This window comes from Ruegeria sp. F5 (assembly GCF_056533845.1).
In genome coordinates, this window is the sequence record NZ_JBQFOU010000011.1 from 1 (window position 1) to 15,948 (window position 15,948).

Below are 15,948 nucleotides of genomic sequence, written 5' to 3' on the forward strand. Positions count from 1 at the left end.
TGAAGTCCTGGCTGACCTTCGCCTTGTCGTGGCCGTAAGGCAGCAGATCGTCGCTGGAGATGCCCAGCTTGGCACCGATTTCCTGGATCGGTTTCTTGTTCGCCTCGCGGGCGATTTCGATGTCGGATTTGTAGCTCATTGGGCAGGGTCCCTGATTGAATGCCGTGCGAAACCGACGCAGAGCGTCAGCGCTGTGCAATCCATACCGTTGTGTACAAACGCAATGGATATGGATTCCGACATATTCATGCCGCGAAACGGCGTGGCGTCAATTACAGGTTGGCATCGCGTGGCAATGATCGTTTCCCATCGGAAAACCTGTATCTTAAGGTGCCCAGGCGCGCTGATCGGGAACGAACAGCTTCATTTGATCGCCCAGCTTCAATTCTCCGGGCCGCTCGACCCATGCGGTCACACCGCGCCGCCCCTTTGCCGCCGGTTTGAAGGCGGCACCGTGGCCGGGCAGTTCAGCCTCGACCTCGCGGCCGGGGATCACGCAGGGGCGGTTTTCCATATCCACCGTGATTGTCACCCCATCCGGCCCCTGCAGGCGCGAGGAGGGCGGGATATGGGTGAAATCGGGGATGCCGCGCAACAGGATGCTGACCCCCAGATAGGACGGGTCGAGGCTTTCCAGACCCATCTCAGCCGCTGTCGCCTGCATCTCTTCCTCGGACAGCACCGACAATTGCCGCACATTGCGGATTTCGGTGCCCTGCGGGTAGATGTTCTGCATCCGCACGCAGGACGCCCGATTGACGCCTTCATGCCGCTCGCCCTGGTTACCCGAGAAATCCAGCGACAAGCCATCGACCGCCTCGGCCCGGATGGACTTGCCCGCAGGGACATGGCCCAGCCACACGACTTCGCCCGTAAATTCCGTTTCGCGCAAGACCGGCATGATTGTCCCTTTTCTCTGACCGTTTCAGGCGGCCACTAGAATTCAGACAGGACGAAAAGAAAAGACCCGGGACAGTGCCCGGGTCTGGTTCGCTTAAGCCGTCGGTTCCGGCTCCATCCCGCCTTCGGGCGGGGATTTCTTGACCTTGGTCTTGGGAATGGCGGTGACGCTGGGCGCGCTGCCCTCATCGGGGCTGTCGCCTTCGTCATCACCCTCGGTCGGCGATTCGCCATTCATGACGCGCTTGATCTCGTCACCGGTCAGGGTTTCGTATTCCAGCAGCCCCTGCGCCAGACGTTCCCATTCCTCGTTTTTCTCGGTCAGGATCTGGTGCGCACGTTCATATCCCTGCTGGATCAGGCGCTTGACCTCTTCCTCGATCAGTTCCTTGGTATGGGCCGAGACCGAGAAGCCGGCGGTGTTACCGGAATAGCCTTCATGCGCCTCGGCATAGTCGATATTGCCGACCTTGTCCGACATGCCCCACCGCATCACCATCGCGCGCGACAACTGGCTGGCCTGCATGATGTCACCGGCGGGGCCGTTCGAGACATGATCCTCACCGTATTTGATAACCTCGGCGGCTTTACCGGCCATGGTCATTGCCAGTTTCTGTTCACACTCGTCGCGGTGATAGTTCAACTGATCCATCTCGGGCAGGCTGACCACCATGCCCAACGCACCGCCGCGCGGGATGATCGTGGCCTTGTAGACCGGATCGCACAGCGGCAGCGTCATGCCGACAACGGCATGGCCAGCCTCGTGATAGGCGGTCTTTTCCTTCTGGTCCTGGGTCAGCACCATCGAGCGGCGCTCGGCCCCCATCATCACCTTGTCTTTCGCGTTCTCAAAGTCTTCCATGGTGACAAAGCGACGGCCCACGCGGGCGGCCATCAGCGCAGCCTCGTTCACGAGGTTCGCCAGATCGGCACCCGAGAAACCCGGCGTCCCGCGCGCGATGATGCGCAAATCGACGTCGGGGCCCAAGGGCGTCTTGCGCGCGTGCACGCCAAGGATTTTCTCGCGCCCTTTGATGTCTGGGTTGCCAACGGTCACGTTCCGGTCGAAACGGCCCGGACGCAGCAGCGCGGGGTCCAGCACGTCCTTACGGTTGGTGGCGGCCAGAATGATCACGCCTTCATTGGCCTCGAACCCGTCCATCTCGACCAGCAACTGGTTGAGGGTCTGTTCGCGCTCATCGTTCCCGCCGCCGTAACCGGCACCACGATGACGGCCCACAGCGTCAATCTCGTCAATGAACACGATACAGGGCGCGTTCTTCTTGGCCTGTTCGAACATGTCGCGCACACGGGATGCACCGACACCCACGAACATCTCAACGAAATCCGAGCCCGAAATGGTGAAGAACGGCACACCCGCCTCACCCGCAATCGCGCGCGCCAGCAACGTCTTACCGGTACCCGGAGGGCCAACCAGCAGCGCGCCCTTCGGAATCTTGCCGCCGAGCCGCGAAAATTTCTGCGGGTTGCGCAGGAATTCCACGATCTCTTCCAGCTCTTCCTTGGCCTCGTCGATGCCCGCAACGTCGTCAAAGGTCACGCGGCCATGTTTTTCGGTCAGCATCTTGGCCTTGGACTTGCCAAAGCCCATCGCCCCGCCTTTGCCGCCGCCCTGCATCCGGTTCATGAAATAGACCCAGACACCGATCAGCAGCAGGAAGGGCAAGAGCGTGATCAGGAACGACTGAAAACCCGACTGCTGCTGTTTCTCAGCCCGTACGGGGATGTTTTCGTCGATCAGCAGTTTCGTGACCTCGGCATCGCCCGGCTTGATGGTGACATAGGTGCCGCCGCCTTGGGTGGTGTAGCGAATCTGCTCACCATCGAGGGTCACATTCTTGACCTCACCGCCCTGCACGGCGCTGACAAAGTCGGAATAGGTTCTTTCATTGCTCTGAAGCGTTCCGCCCGGTCCGCTGAACAGATTGAACAGTGCAAGGATCAGCAGAAACAGAACGACCCAGAAGGCGATGTTACGAGCGTTGCCCAAGGAAAATCTCCCAAAAGATTTCGGCAGATGGGGACCTGCCGGGTTGCTACTTAAAATAGAGATGATTGTGGCAGGTTCAATGCGATAAAAACGAAGCGTGGAACTCGGGCCACTCAGGCGCCGGATCGGCACGCCATCCGTTTGCAAACCCGGCCAATGGTGCCGACAGCAGCGTGTCCCCCTGCCAAAGCGCCGGGGTGGATTGCAGCGCAAGGCGCGGCCGCCCTGTTGCGCGCCAATCCGGCAGCATCGGCAGCCCCTTTTCGCCAAGCGCGCGGACCTCGGCCCCCACGGTTTCCGGGCCGGTCAGCACCCACCGTCCGTCCCACCGCTGACCGATGGCGGCCCTAACCCCGTCGACGGCCTTGAACTCCCTGCAAATCCGCGTTTTTTCCGCCTGCGGAACCAAAAGGCAGCCCCCAATGGCCCCCGCCTGCCCGCTCTCCAGCGCGTGTATCGCCTGATCGACGGCAGTCTGCCGGGGCGGGTATCCCGGACCTGCGATCCACCCGATGCAGCCCAGCATAAACCGGCGGCGAATCTCGGCAGGCAGGGCCGCAAACCCGGCGCGGTCCAACAACACGTCCCCGGCATCGACCAAGGCCACATTGCGGGCGGATTCCTGCGTAAAGATGGCCAAAGCCTCACGGGCTTGTGCTAAATTTTCAGCAACCCGAGACAGGGTTTCCGCTGAAATTCCCAGCGGTTTCAATCCGTCCAACGCCTGCCGCGCCTTGATACGGTCAAACCGGCTGTCGTGATTCGAGGGGTCCTCGACCCAACTGACCCCGATTTCGGCTAGGTAATCCCGCAATTGCCGGCGTGTGATGCCCAGCATCGGGCGCAGCATCGCGATCCCGCCCCGGTGATGCGAGGGCGGCATGGCCGACAGCCCTGTCACGCCCGCAGCGCGGCCCAGCCGCATCAGAACCGTTTCGGCCTGATCATCGGCGGTATGGCCCAGTGCAATCGCGCTGATCCCGTTGTCGCGCGCCCAGTCCGTCAGCAACGCATACCGCGCCTGCCGCGCCTGATCCTGCAGGTTTCCGGCCCCGTCCCACCCCTGCCAGCGTAGGGTTTCATGCGGAATGCCCAGACGCGCGGCCTGTGCGGCGACGGTTTCGGCTTCCTGCACGGAGGCGGCGCGCAGACCGTGATCGACGGAGGCTGCGAAAATCTTTACCTCTTCGCTTTGCGCAATCTCGTGCAGCAGGTGCATCAATGCGACGGAATCGCCTCCGCCCGAGACCGCAACGCCCAGACGTTTCGGCAGCCGGTTGGGCAGCCGCGCGCGCAGTTCGGATCGTAAGCTGGCGGCCTGCTCGCTCAAGTACATCCCAGCGACGTCATTTCCTGACTGGCCTGAGATACGGTGGCCGAAGCGGGGAAGCGCACACCGACCTCGCCCAAGGTGATGCAGGCCTGATCCGTCTGCCCCAACCGGCCCAGCGCAGCCCCAAGCTCAAACAGGGCTTCGGGCGCAAAAGCGCCTTCGGAATCGCCGGTGAAACTGGCAAGGAATGCGCGCGCGGCCTCGCGAGTGTCGCCCAGCCCTTCCAGCGCCTGCCCGCGTTTCAGATGCGCCTCGGGCGCAAGCGGGCTGCCGGGATAGGACGTGTCGAACTGCGCGAACAAAGCCGCGGCGTTCTGGAAATCGCCATCCGCCAAAGCCTGAGAGGCGGTGTCGAAATCGGCGCGTTCGCCTACGGCCAACTCACCCTGATCCGCAGTTGCCGGTTCGGTTGGGTTCGGAAGAACGGCGGTCGCCGTCTGTCCGTCACCACCCAGAGTGGAGGTTTCGCCCAGCGACGACAAATCGCCGCCTTCCAGTTCAACCAGACGGAATTCCAGATCACCAATCCGATTGGTCCCATCGGTGACGATGTTCTGCACCCGCTGGTTCAACTGCTCGGTCTGGCTGGTCAGCCGTTGCAATTCGGCTTCAATCGCATCAACCCGCTCCAGTATCGAACTGCCGGACAGGTCAGGCGCGGGAGAGCCGGTGGTCGAAAACTCGCGCTTCAGGCGCTGGATTTCCACATGCAGCACCGTCAGTTCCTGCCGGATATCCGCCAGAGTCTGCTGATCCTGCGCCTTTGCCACGCCAGCGGTCGCGACCACCGCTGCCAGAACCCATCCAACAAGTTTCATCGTCTTACCCCAAGGTTGAACCGGTCAGCACCGTCACCGCACGGCGGTTCTTGGAATAACATTCCTCGGTGCTGCAAATCTCGATCGGGCGTTCCTTGCCATAGCTGACGGTGGTCAGACGGTTGCCCGCAACCCCGCGCGAGATCAGGAATTCCTTGGCCGCATTGGCCCGCTTTGCACCAAGCCCAAGGTTGTATTCCCGCGTCCCCTGCTCATCTGCGTGACCTTCAATGGTCGCCACATAATCCGGGTTCGCCAGCAGCCAGTCCGCCTGACCCTGCAGAACCGTCTGTGCCTGCGGCGTCAGGGTCGACTGATCCACCGCGAACAACACCCTGTCCCCAACGGTTTGCTGGAAATACGCAGGCGAGCGCGGATCACTGGGCGAGCCCGGCAGGATCGAGCCACTGCCGCCTGCGCCCCCGCCGCCCAATGCCGAAGGATCGTTGCTGGTACAGGCAGCCATCGCGCCCAGCGCGCCCACTGCAAGAATTTTGCCCAATACGTTCATCTCAAGTGCCTCGTGTTTTGTTTTATTGCCGCCTGTCTACCACAGAGGCGGTTTCTTGTGAACTTTGCCGCGCCTAGGCGGCGATCAATTCTGCAGCGGCCCCCAGGACGGATCGCTGCCGCCATCTGGCGTGCGCACAGGCCGCAGGTTCCGGCCCGAGATATCCACCGAATAGAGCGTCGCCCGACCGCTTGCGCCCTGCGTTTCGCGGGTGAACATGATGACACGCCCGTTCGGTGACCATGTCGGGCCTTCGTCCAGGAAGGACGAGGTCAACAGGCGTTCTTCGCTGCCATCGGTGCGCATTACGCCGATATGGAACCGGCCCTTGTTCTGCTTGGTGAACGCAACCAGATCGCCCCGCGGCGACCAGACCGGCGTGCCATAGCGGCCCTGCCCAAAGCTGATCCGGGTCGCCTCACCCCCGGTTGAGGGCATGATATACAGTTGCGGCGTACCGGACCGGTCGCTTTCGAACACGATCTGGCTGCCATCGGGCGAATAGCTGGGTGCGGTTTCAATCGCGGGCGTGTTTGTCAGCCGCGTGCTTTGCCCCGAGGCCAGATCCATCTTCCAAAGGTCGGTGTTGCCGCCCTGGATCAGCGAATAGACAATCGACCGGCCATCCGGCGAGAAGCGGGGCGAGAAGCTCATCGTACCGCCAGGGGTGTTCAGCACCTGCGGTTTTACGCGGTCAATGTCCAGCACATAGATGCGCGGGCTGCCGGATTCGTAGCTGGTATACAGCAGCCGGTCGCCGGCGGGCGAAAAGCGCGGCGCAAGCACGATGGCGGCGCTGTCAGTCAGGTACTGCACATTCGCGCCGTCATAATCCATGATCGCCAGCCGCTTGAGCCGCTGATCCTTCGGCCCGCTTTCCGAGACAAAGGCAACGCGGCTGTCGAAATAGCCACCCTCACCCGTCACCCTGCTGTAGACCTGATCCGCCACCTTATGCGCCATGCGCCGCCAGCCCTCGGTCGTGCCTGCAAATTGCAGACCATTGCCCAGTTCCTGACCCGAGAACACATCCCACACCCGGAACCGCACCGTAAGCCGGTTGCCCGAGACGTTGACGGCCCCCGTCACCAAAGCCTCGGCATTGATGGCCTTCCAGTCGGCAAACTGCACCGGCGCGTCGAAACTGCTGACCCGGCTGATGAACGCATCCGAGGAGATTTCGCGGAACAGCCCCGTCCCGGTCAGGTCTGACGCCACCACACGCGAAATATCCGTGGCATATTGCGTTGCCGCCGGACCGTCGGGCACGAAATCTGGCACCGCGAATGGCAAGGGTTCGATGATCCCCTGGTCCAGTTCCAATCGCAGCGGCCCGCTTTGCGCGTATACCGGAGCCGCCATCAGGGTCAGGCCAACAAAGAGGCCGGTCAGAAGTTTCATCATTTGATCCGCATCCTCTCGGGATTGAATGTAATCTCAATATCCTGCCACTGCGCATATTTGTCAGCAGGCAGATCGTATCCTTTCGCGCCACAGCGCAGGATTGCGCGGCGGGCGGCCTCATAGGCTTGTTTTGCGGCACCGGCAGAACCACCAGAGCTGTCGATCATACGCAGGCTGCCCCCAACGACCTTACCGTCGGGTGTTAGGGAAAACCCGACAACCACCACAACGTTCAGCGCATCCGTGGACAGCGACCCTACGTTCCAGCACTGCGAAACCGCCAGACGCATCGCGTCCTTTTCCCCGCTGGTCAGCGGCGGGCCCGAGGGCGCGCTGCTGTCGCCCAACGCCTCGGCCAGCGCATCGTTGATGGCGGCCTCGTCGGCTTGCGGTGTGGCCTCTGGCTCGGGCGCTTCAGCCACCACGGGTTCGGGCGGCGGGGTCGGCCGGTTTGGCCGAACGCGGGGACGGGGCGAGGTCAGCGGCGATTGCTCCTCGGTTTCCTCAGCCTCGGTCACAATCTCTGGCTGAGCCTCTTCCCGCGCGGTTTGATCCTGCTGTTCCTGCTGGGTCTCCGCCCCTTCGTCCAGTGAAACCGGCGGCGTTTCCACCTCATCCGGCTTGGCCTCGGGCGGCGGGGGCGCAACCGGCTCGGGTGCGACCCGGTCCGAGGGGCTTGGCTGCGCCTCGGGTCCGGGCGGGACCGGCAGCGCGGCAATCTCGGGCTCTGGTTCGGTCAGAACCGGAGGTTCCTCAGGCAACTCCGGTTCAGGCGGGGCCTCAACCGTTTCCGGCACGGTTTCAGGCTCTGGCTCGGGCGGGGTCACGGGCTCGGGCTGCGGCTCGACCTCCTGCGATTGCTCAGGCGCACCGGCTTCGGCTTCCGGTTCCGGCGGCTGTGGCAAAGCCGATGGCGTCACCGGCACCTCGGGCGCATCGCGCTGCGCGGTCATCGCGGCGAATTGCTCAGCCGAGATCACGGACACATCCTGCACGGCCATCGGCAGCGGTTCGGACCGGAACGCGCCGCCAAACAGCGCCCAGCCAATCAGGCCGACATGCGCAATCGCCGAAATCCTGGTGCCGGTATCCACCGCGCCACCTCACCTTTACCCATCATCCAGCGTTGGCCCGCCGGTATCCGTCACAAGACCCACATTGGAAAACCCGCCCGCATTCAGCGCACCCATGACCTGCATGACCTGCGCGTAGGGGATGGCCCCATCCGCACGCAGGAACACACGATCACTGCTGCGCTCGGCCGCGATGGCGCGCAGCTTGCCAATCAATTCTTCGCGCAGAACATCGGTGGTCTGGATTTGCACCCGGCCATCGGCTGTCAGAGTCACTGTCAGCGGTTCTTCGCTATCCCCCGGCAGCGCACTGGCTGCCGTCTTCGGCAGGTCCACCGGCACGCCTACCGTCAGCAACGGCGCGGCCACCATGAAGATGATCAGCAGCACCAGCATCACGTCCACAAACGGCGTCACGTTGATCTCGGACATCGGCTGCGCGCGGCCACGCCGCCGCCCGCGCCTGCGCCCTTTCCCGGCCGAGGGTTGCTGAACCGCCGCGCCCATCGTCAGCTGTCCAACTGGCGCGACAGGATGGTGGCGAACTCATCGGCAAACGCCTCATACCCGCCAACGATACGGTCGCTATCCGCGCTGAGCTTGTTGTAGAAGATCACCGCCGGGATCGCCGCCAGCAGACCCAGACCGGTGGCCAGCAGCGCCTCGGCAATACCCGGAGCGACAACGGCGAGGTTGGTGTTTTGCTGCTCGGCAATCTCGATAAAGGCGTTCATGATGCCCCAGACGGTGCCGAACAGCCCAATGAACGGGGCGGTCGAGCCAACGGTTGCCAAAACCGGCAGCCCCTTTTGCAAAGTCTCGGATTCCTTCGCGATGGCCACATCCATCGACCGGTCGATCCGCGCAGTTGCCCCCGCGATCAGCCCCCCATCATTGCGATGGGACCTGCGCCATTCGATCATCCCGGCGGCAAAAATCTTCTCGGAACTGCCATCGGGCCGGGTTCCGATCTGCTCGAACAACTCGTCCAAAGGGTTGCCTGACCAGAAGCTTTCATCAAACACCTGCGCCTCGCGCCGCGCGGCCCGGTAGTTGATGAGTTTCTGAATGATAATCGCCCAGGACCAAAAGGATGCAGCGACCAGCATCAGCATTACCAGTTTGACGATAAATGTCGCACGGGCGTACAGCCCCCACAGAGAGAAATCGATCTCCTGCGCCAGAACCAGCGTTTCAGCTTCCATGAACCTGCTCTTTGTTTTGCCTGACAGCCATTCGTTTGGCCTTGTTTTGCCAAACGCTAACGCAGTTGGGGGCGAAAAGCCAACAGAACCACCCCGGCCCCGCAAATTGTTACATCAATGCGCGAATCTCTGCCGGAAGCCGGATTGGCTTGCCTGCGCTGTTGATGCAGACGGCGGTGACGGTGGCGCGGAAAATCTCGGTCTCGCCGCGCCGGACAAGCTGCGCCATCGTCAGGCGCACGCCCGAGACATCGACCACTTTGGTGTCGACTATCAACTCGTCGTCAAACTTCGCAGGCGACAGGTAATCGGCCTCGAGCCGCCGCACGACCCAAACGATGCCCTCGTCCCGCATCGCATTCTGATCATTGCCCAGTTTCCGCACCCAGTCCGACCGCGCCCGTTCGATATAGCGCAGATAATTCGCGTGATAGACGACACCGCCCATGTCGGTATCCTCGTAATACACACGGACCGGAAAGCTATGCTTCATTGCGGCAACTCCAGCCGGGCAAACATGCGCAACGCATGGGACGGGTCACGCGCCGCGTCAGGCAACACCGGATCATAGGCGGCCCGGATCAACGCCGCAATCTCGGGGCGCAGGATCGTCGCCTCACCCGCAATCGCCAGCGGAGATTTGCTGCGAAAGGCAGCATCAGACCACAGCAGGATGGTCTGCACCACCTGACTGAGCGCAAGGGTTTCCGCCGGAACCTTGGACAACTCCCCGTCCATGCAAAGGAATACAAAGGCTGCGCGGATCGCGCCGTCTTCTTCGAACCGGAAGATGCGATACTGATTGGCATCCGCCGCCACAAGCCGTTCGACCAGCGGGGCCAGATCGGGGATCAGCCGATCCAGATCGGGCACCTCAAGCAGTTCCTGCCAGTCGCGAAAGAAGAAGACCATGCAGTTGGCGCCCAGTTCCGGGTCGGTCTCGGCCATCTTGTGACCGGCCAGCGTCACCACCGCCTCAAACGCGCCTTTGACCGTGGCCAGCGTCTCGTCTTCGACGCCAAACACAATCGGCGCGATGGGCCGCCCCCAGCGCGCAAACAGAAACTCACCGCTTTCGCGGGTAAACAGCGCCTCGATCTGGTCCGGAGTCACGCCCGCCCCTTCATCTTTTCAAAAATACTCTCGCCGAAGGCTTAAAATCTAAAGCGCGCGGTATCAACCAAACAGATCGCTCTGCCCTTTGGGCGCGGCCATCCCCAGATGCACCCACGCCTTCTGCGCCAGCATCCGCCCCCGTGGCGTGCGCTGGATCAGACCCTGCTGCAACAGATAGGGCTCAATCACTTCTTCCAGCGAATCCCGGCTTTCCGACAAGGCTGCCGAAAGCGTCTCGATCCCCACAGGTCCACCAGCATAATTCTCGGCGATCAGCTTCAGATACCGCCGGTCCGCCCCGTCCAGCCCCAGATTGTCCACGCCCAGCCGGGTCAAAGCCCCGTCCGCCAGATCGCGGGTGATCCGCCCGTCGCCTTCGACAATGGCAAAATCCACCACCCGCCGCAGCAAACGCCCTGCGATCCGGGGTGTGCCGCGCGACCGCCGTGCGATCTCGCGCGCGCCCTCGGTGTCAGCGGGCGCGCCAAGTTTCCGCGCATTGCGGGTGACGATCTCGTGCAGTTCATCGACCATGTAGAACTGCAACCGGGTCGGAATGCCAAACCGATCGCGCAAAGGCGTGGTCAGCAACCCCATCCGGGTCGTCGCCCCGACCAGCGTAAAGGGCTGCAACTCGATCCGCACCGTGCGCGCCGCCGGGCCTTCGCCGATCACCAGATCCAGTTCGAAATCCTCCATCGCCGGATACAGCACCTCTTCGACCGCAGGGTTCAGGCGATGGATTTCGTCAATGAACAGCACATCGCGCGATTCCAGATTGGTCAGGATCGCCGCCAGATCACCCGCTTTGGCCAGCACCGGCCCCGAGGTCATGCGGAAGTTCACCCCCAACTCGCGCGCCATGATCTGCGCCAGCGTCGTCTTCCCCAACCCCGGAGGGCCGTGGAACAGCGTATGGTCCATCGCCTCTCCCCGCTGGCGGGCAGACTGGATGAAGATGCGCAGATTGGCCCGCGCCTCGGCCTGACCGATGAATTCGTCCAACCCCTGCGGGCGCAGGGCGCGGTCATTGTCTTCGGGCATGGGCTCGGGGCGCAGGGTGGGGTCAGCGTCTACCATTTATCTACCCTTTCGGCGCCAGCAGCTTGAGCGCCGCCCGGATCAACTCCGCCTCGCCCGCATCCGGCAGGCTCGCTGCCGCCTCGGCCACGGCCGAGGCTGCCTCGGACGGGCCATATCCCAGATTGCCCAGCGCCGACAAAGCACCAGCCGAAGCCGCCGCAGTGCCCGAGGCCGGTTGGGCCATGCGCCTCGGCGCAGGTGCGGGCGCGGCCTCGACAACCTCCAGCGCCGGTCCGTCCGTCGCTTCGGTCACGGTGCCGCCCATCGCCATCACGCCGGGGGCCTTGTCTTTCAGGTCCAGCACGATCCGCTGCGCCGTCTTGGGGCCGACGCCCTTGGCCGCTTTGACCGCCGCCCAATCCCCCAGCGCAATCGCACGGCTGACCCCATCCGGACCCAGCGCGGACAGGATCGCCAGCGATACCTTGGCCCCCACCCCCTGAACCGAGCAGAGCAGACGGTGCCACTCCTTCTCGACCAGCGACAGAAAGCCGTAAAGCTGCATCAGGTCCTCGCGCACCACCATGTCGGTGTAGATCGAGACACCCTCACCCACCCCCGGCAGGGCCGCCATGGTCCGGTCCGAGCAATAGACGATGTAGCCGACCCCGCGCACATCGATCAGCACGTGATCCGCGGCGCGATAGTCCAGCCGTCCGGTGAGTTTGCCGATCATGCGCGCACCTCTTTCATCCGCGCCTGCGGGGCGGTCCCGTAGTAGGAATGACAGATCGCAATCGCCAGCGCATCCGCCGCGTCCGCGCCCTTGGGCCGGCATCCCGGCAGTTGCAGCTTGACCATGTGCAGAACCTGCTCTTTCTCGGCATGGCCCACGCCCACGACCGTTTTCTTGACCCGGTTGGGCGCATACTCACCCACCGGCAGCCCGGCTTGCGCCAGCGTCAACAAGGCGACGCCCCGCGCCTGACCCAGTTTCAGCGTTCCCGCCCCGTCCTTGTTCACAAAGGTCTGCTCGATCGCCGCCTGATCCGGCTGATGGTCGGCAATCACTTCGACGATCTGATTGTGCAGCGACAACAGCCGTTCGCCCAGATCATCGCCATCCGACTTGCACAGACCATTGGCGATATGGCTCAGGCGGCTGCCATTCGATTCGATGACGCCCCATCCCAGGGTTCTCAGCCCCGGATCAATGCCCAGAATTCGCATGTTTTGCCTCGGCCTGCTCGGGTTATGTGCTCTTTTTCCAACGCCTAGCACGAAGCGTGAACATTTTCCAAGCGAATTGACCGAAAGGCGGAAAACGACAGGCCTGTTCCGGCCGCGACAGAAAGGCCGGATTGCGACCTGGAATGGTCTGAATTCGACCTGTTCATGAGCGCGAATTCACCAATTATTTAAGGGGATTACAGGTTCGTGAAGCGTTGCAAAAAATGCATAGGACACATGCAAAAACTGATCTTGCGCAGGAAAAATGACAGCACTAGATGCCGGAAAGATCGCAAGATTGAACGTGAACACAAACCAGAAGGAAACAGGATATGGCTGCACTGGACACCAACCGCTTTGCTACCACTGGCTCGTTCGGCCTCGTTGGCCGTATCGGCGCATATTTCGCATCGGCCGTGGCCGCCATTGTGGAATGGAACGACGCCCGCGTCACCCGCAACGCGCTGGGCGGTCTGAGCGACCGCGAACTGGGCGATATCGGCCTGTGCCGTGGCGACATCGACACCCTCGCCGAAGGCCGTCGGTAAGACGTATTACCTAACTTTGCCCCTTCCTCCCTGAGGGGCGAAACAGAAAACACCGCGCGCCCGGATGGCACGCGGTGTTTTTCGTTTGGATCAGCAAGAACTCAGTACAGGACTTTGTTCAACTGGACCGAGAGAAACTGTGACAGCGGGTCGATCTGCATGACCCATGCCCCCGCCTGTTCGACCGAGGTGCCTTCTTTCAGGGCGTCGACCCTGTATTCATATCCTGTTGGACCAAGGCTGGACAGCAGGAAGGTCTTGAAGGCGAAAAATCCCAAAAGGCTGAAAAGCAGCACCCTGCCCGGAACGCCCGAGCGCACACGCTGTGGCTTCATCACCACCAGCCCATCCTTGCGCATGGTCGCGCGATAGCCGTGGCTTAGTTTCTGATGCTTTTTGTTCAGGCGATGAACGCGCTGATTAAACTCCAGTTGCTTTCCAGTCATGGCAGCCTCCAACAAACCGCCCCCCTCGACTTAGTCAAAAGAGGCTAGATAGAGATTGCGACAAAAGCGTGGCGAAAATCCATAAAACTCCAGCAAATGGCCTAATTTAAGCCCTGTTTCGTTAAGATTAGCGTCGTCCATTCACCAATCTCATCTCTGCTGGCCAGATTGAAGCCGTTTTGGGAATAAACCTGCACCACATCATTGGCCTGTTCATTGAGGATTCCGGACAGAATCGCATGCCCTCCGTCCCGCAGATTCGCTGCGATTTCCGGTGACAGGGCGACCAGCGGGCCCTTGAGAATATTGGCAAAAATCAGATCGTAAGGGGCTGCGGATTGCAGGTCCGGGTGATCGAATCCAGCCGCCTCGACGCAGCGGACGGCGCCGGACATGCCGTTTGCTGTCAGGTTGGCCTCGGCCACGTCAACGGCGACCTGATCGATGTCGCTGGCCAGAATCTCGCCATCCCAGACACGCGCGGCGGCCATCGCCAGAACAGCGGTGCCGCAGCCGATATCGGCGATTTTTTTTGCCGTGAACCCTTCGTCCAGCAGCCGGTCCAGCGCCTTGAGGCAGCCCAAAGTGGTCCCGTGGTGCCCGGTGCCAAAGGCCATCGCGGCCTCGATCAGCAGGGGGATTCGCCCCTCGGGCAGCTTGTCGGCGTCGTGGCTGCCGTAGACGAAAAAGCGCCCTGCTTCGACCGGGGCGAGTTCGCGGCGCACATGGGCGACCCAGTCGGTTTCGGGCAGTTCCGACACGACAAAGGGCTTGGCCTCGAACGCGGCGGCCAGAACGGCTAGCGCGGTTTCATCAGGGGCTTCGGTGAAATAGCCGCCCACTTCCCACAGGCCCGATCCATCCTCGACCTCGAACACGCCAACGCCGGTTGGTTCCGGGTCCAGACGCTCCATCGCTTCGCCCAGACCTTCGGCGGCGGTCTTGCCGGTCAGGGTGGTCAGCGCGGTGAATGTGGGCATGGGGGCCTCCTGTCAAAGCTGCCCCAGCGCCTAGGGCGGCGGGGCGGCAAGGTCAAGCGTTTGCGCTTATTCCGCAGGGGCCGGAGCGTATTTGGTCAGGATGGTCTCATTACCGGGCTCGGGGTGGCGCGGGATCAGCAGCGACAACGCCAGCGAGATCAGAGCCATCGCAGCCGCCATGCCAAACACGGCCCCCGGCGATACCACCCAAAGCAGGCCAAGAAGCGCGGGCAGGAACACGGCGGCAATGTGATTGATGGTAAAGGCCACGGCGGCGGTGGGCGCAATATCCGCCGGGTCGGCGATTTTCTGGAAATAGGTTTTCAACGCCAGCGCCAGCGCGAACAGCACATGGTCGATCACATAGAGGGTCGCCGCCAGCACCACCCCCCAGCCGAACCAGTAGATGCCGCCATAGGCCGCAAAGACGATGGCCAGCCCGGTGTATTCAAAGATCAGGGTGCGGCGCTCGCCAAACTTCGCCACCGCCTTGCCCAGCAACGGGGCCGCAAGCATGTTGATCACCAGATTGATCAGGTAAAGGCTGGTCAGTTCATGCACTTCAAAGCCGAATTTCTCGACCATCATGAAGCCCGCAAACACGATGAATATCTGCCGCCGCGCGCCTGCCATGAACTGCAGTGCATAATACAGCCAATAGCGTTTGCGCAGGACCAGTTTCTTGGTCTGCGGCGTGGGCGCATCGAATTGCGGATAGGCCAGCAGGCAGAACAGCGCCAGCAGGGCCGTGACACCTCCGGTCGCCATGAAAACCGTGTTGTAGGACAGATCGAACCGGTCCCATGTCAACACGATCAGGCCATAAACCACCGCCGTCGCGGCCGAGCCCATGGCCACCAGCCAACCCAGCACCTGCGGCGCGCGGTCTTTCGGCAGCCATTGCAGTTGCAGCGACTGGTTCACGGTCTCGTAATAGTGAAACCCGATCGAGCTGAAGAGCGTGACGAACAGCAACCCGCCCAGGCTGGGGAACCAGGCGGTCACAGCCGTGGCCACACCCAGCATCATCAGCGAGATCATCGCCAGCACCTGCTCGCGGATGAAAATGATCACCGCGATCACACCAACCGCCAGAAACCCCGGAATCTCGCGCACCGTATGCAACAGGCCGATATCCGCGCCGTCAAAGTTCGCCACCTCGATGACGAAGTTGTTCAGCAGCGCGCTCCACCCGTTGAACGCAATCGGCATGGTCAGCGCCATCACGAACAAGAGCGTGACGGGGCGGCGCCAGAACGGAAGGCTCTGCGCCTCGGACAGGGGCATAGGTTTCAGCATGAGAGTCCTCTACGCCTATTTTTGCGGTTTGGCGAGAGGGAAGCGCGTGGC

General features: G+C 62.2%; 19 protein-coding genes. 1 reads left to right on the forward strand and 18 read right to left on the reverse strand.

Translation table 11 applies throughout. The features are described 5' to 3' along the window. From ACR0K1_RS16525 to ruvC, 15 genes are all read right to left on the reverse strand, one after another. A partial coding sequence (locus ACR0K1_RS16525) for a formate--tetrahydrofolate ligase (protein ID WP_480851352.1) occupies positions 1-139 on the reverse strand: 139 nt, incomplete at its 3' end. 186 nt (positions 140-325) lie between these two features. After that, positions 326-901, reverse strand: a complete 576-nt coding sequence (locus ACR0K1_RS16530; RefSeq protein WP_480851314.1) for an MOSC domain-containing protein — start codon at positions 899-901, stop codon at positions 326-328. Between the two features lie 93 nt (positions 902-994). Beyond that, the gene (ftsH, locus tag ACR0K1_RS16535; RefSeq protein WP_480615249.1) at positions 995-2,911 is read right to left on the reverse strand and encodes an ATP-dependent zinc metalloprotease FtsH; all 1,917 of its coding nucleotides are present in this window, start codon (positions 2,909-2,911) and stop codon (positions 995-997) included. Positions 2,912-2,987: 76 nt separating this feature from the next. Further along, entirely contained in the window at positions 2,988-4,247 is a 1,260-nt protein-coding gene (gene tilS, locus ACR0K1_RS16540; RefSeq protein WP_480851315.1) for a tRNA lysidine(34) synthetase TilS, read from the reverse strand. Further along, positions 4,238-5,062: a tol-pal system protein YbgF gene (gene ybgF, locus ACR0K1_RS16545; protein ID WP_480615253.1), complete on the reverse strand. Its 825-nt coding sequence runs from the start codon at positions 5,060-5,062 to the stop codon at positions 4,238-4,240. The genes tilS and ybgF overlap by 10 nt, the downstream gene beginning before the upstream one ends. A gap of 4 nt (positions 5,063-5,066) precedes the next feature. Then, positions 5,067-5,573: a peptidoglycan-associated lipoprotein Pal gene (gene pal, locus ACR0K1_RS16550; RefSeq protein WP_480615255.1), complete on the reverse strand. Its 507-nt coding sequence runs from the start codon at positions 5,571-5,573 to the stop codon at positions 5,067-5,069. 84 nt (positions 5,574-5,657) lie between these two features. Continuing rightward, on the reverse strand, positions 5,658-6,977 hold the full coding sequence (gene tolB, locus ACR0K1_RS16555; protein WP_480615257.1) for a Tol-Pal system beta propeller repeat protein TolB: 1,320 nt from the start codon (positions 6,975-6,977) through the stop codon (positions 5,658-5,660). Beyond that, a complete protein-coding gene (locus ACR0K1_RS16560; RefSeq protein WP_480851317.1) occupies positions 6,974-8,071 on the reverse strand; it encodes an energy transducer TonB in 1,098 nt (365 codons plus the stop codon). Before ACR0K1_RS16560 ends, tolB begins: the two co-directional genes overlap by 4 nt. A gap of 15 nt (positions 8,072-8,086) precedes the next feature. Further along, positions 8,087-8,557 carry a protein TolR gene (gene tolR, locus ACR0K1_RS16565; RefSeq protein ID WP_480615261.1) on the reverse strand — a complete coding sequence of 157 codons (471 nt, stop codon included), beginning with the start codon at positions 8,555-8,557 and terminating at the stop codon, positions 8,087-8,089. Positions 8,558-8,559: 2 nt separating this feature from the next. Then, positions 8,560-9,255, reverse strand: coding sequence for a protein TolQ (tolQ, locus tag ACR0K1_RS16570; protein WP_480615263.1), 696 nt, complete (start codon positions 9,253-9,255; stop codon positions 8,560-8,562). A 109-nt stretch (positions 9,256-9,364) separates the two neighbouring features. After that, positions 9,365-9,748 (reverse strand): tol-pal system-associated acyl-CoA thioesterase, encoded by a 384-nt coding sequence (ybgC, locus tag ACR0K1_RS16575; protein ID WP_480615265.1) that lies wholly within the window; start codon positions 9,746-9,748, stop codon positions 9,365-9,367. Further along, positions 9,745-10,368, reverse strand: a complete 624-nt coding sequence (locus ACR0K1_RS16580) for a hypothetical protein (RefSeq protein ID WP_480615267.1) — start codon at positions 10,366-10,368, stop codon at positions 9,745-9,747. The genes ybgC and ACR0K1_RS16580 overlap by 4 nt, the downstream gene beginning before the upstream one ends. 63 nt (positions 10,369-10,431) lie before the next feature. Beyond that, the gene (gene ruvB, locus ACR0K1_RS16585; protein ID WP_480615269.1) at positions 10,432-11,451 is read right to left on the reverse strand and encodes a Holliday junction branch migration DNA helicase RuvB; all 1,020 of its coding nucleotides are present in this window, start codon (positions 11,449-11,451) and stop codon (positions 10,432-10,434) included. A 4-nt stretch (positions 11,452-11,455) separates the two neighbouring features. Continuing rightward, the gene (gene ruvA / locus ACR0K1_RS16590; protein ID WP_480615271.1) at positions 11,456-12,130 is read right to left on the reverse strand and encodes a Holliday junction branch migration protein RuvA; all 675 of its coding nucleotides are present in this window, start codon (positions 12,128-12,130) and stop codon (positions 11,456-11,458) included. Further along, positions 12,127-12,624 carry a crossover junction endodeoxyribonuclease RuvC gene (gene ruvC / locus ACR0K1_RS16595; protein WP_480615273.1) on the reverse strand — a complete coding sequence of 166 codons (498 nt, stop codon included), beginning with the start codon at positions 12,622-12,624 and terminating at the stop codon, positions 12,127-12,129. The genes ruvA and ruvC overlap by 4 nt, the downstream gene beginning before the upstream one ends. A gap of 332 nt (positions 12,625-12,956) precedes the next feature. On the opposite strand from ruvC, the gene ACR0K1_RS16600 reads away from it, so the two are divergent. Beyond that, positions 12,957-13,172 carry a DUF1127 domain-containing protein gene (locus tag ACR0K1_RS16600; protein ID WP_480615276.1) on the forward strand — a complete coding sequence of 72 codons (216 nt, stop codon included), beginning with the start codon at positions 12,957-12,959 and terminating at the stop codon, positions 13,170-13,172. Positions 13,173-13,273: 101 nt separating this feature from the next. Here ACR0K1_RS16600 and ACR0K1_RS16605 read toward each other — a convergent pair whose 3' ends face one another. From ACR0K1_RS16605 to ACR0K1_RS16615, 3 genes are all read right to left on the reverse strand, one after another. Beyond that, positions 13,274-13,618 carry a hypothetical protein gene (locus ACR0K1_RS16605; RefSeq protein WP_480615278.1) on the reverse strand — a complete coding sequence of 115 codons (345 nt, stop codon included), beginning with the start codon at positions 13,616-13,618 and terminating at the stop codon, positions 13,274-13,276. A 101-nt stretch (positions 13,619-13,719) separates the two neighbouring features. Then, positions 13,720-14,598: a 50S ribosomal protein L11 methyltransferase gene (locus ACR0K1_RS16610; protein WP_480615280.1), complete on the reverse strand. Its 879-nt coding sequence runs from the start codon at positions 14,596-14,598 to the stop codon at positions 13,720-13,722. A gap of 66 nt (positions 14,599-14,664) precedes the next feature. Continuing rightward, positions 14,665-15,897, reverse strand: a complete 1,233-nt coding sequence (locus ACR0K1_RS16615) for an MFS transporter (protein ID WP_480615282.1) — start codon at positions 15,895-15,897, stop codon at positions 14,665-14,667. Positions 15,898-15,948 lie beyond the last annotated feature (51 nt).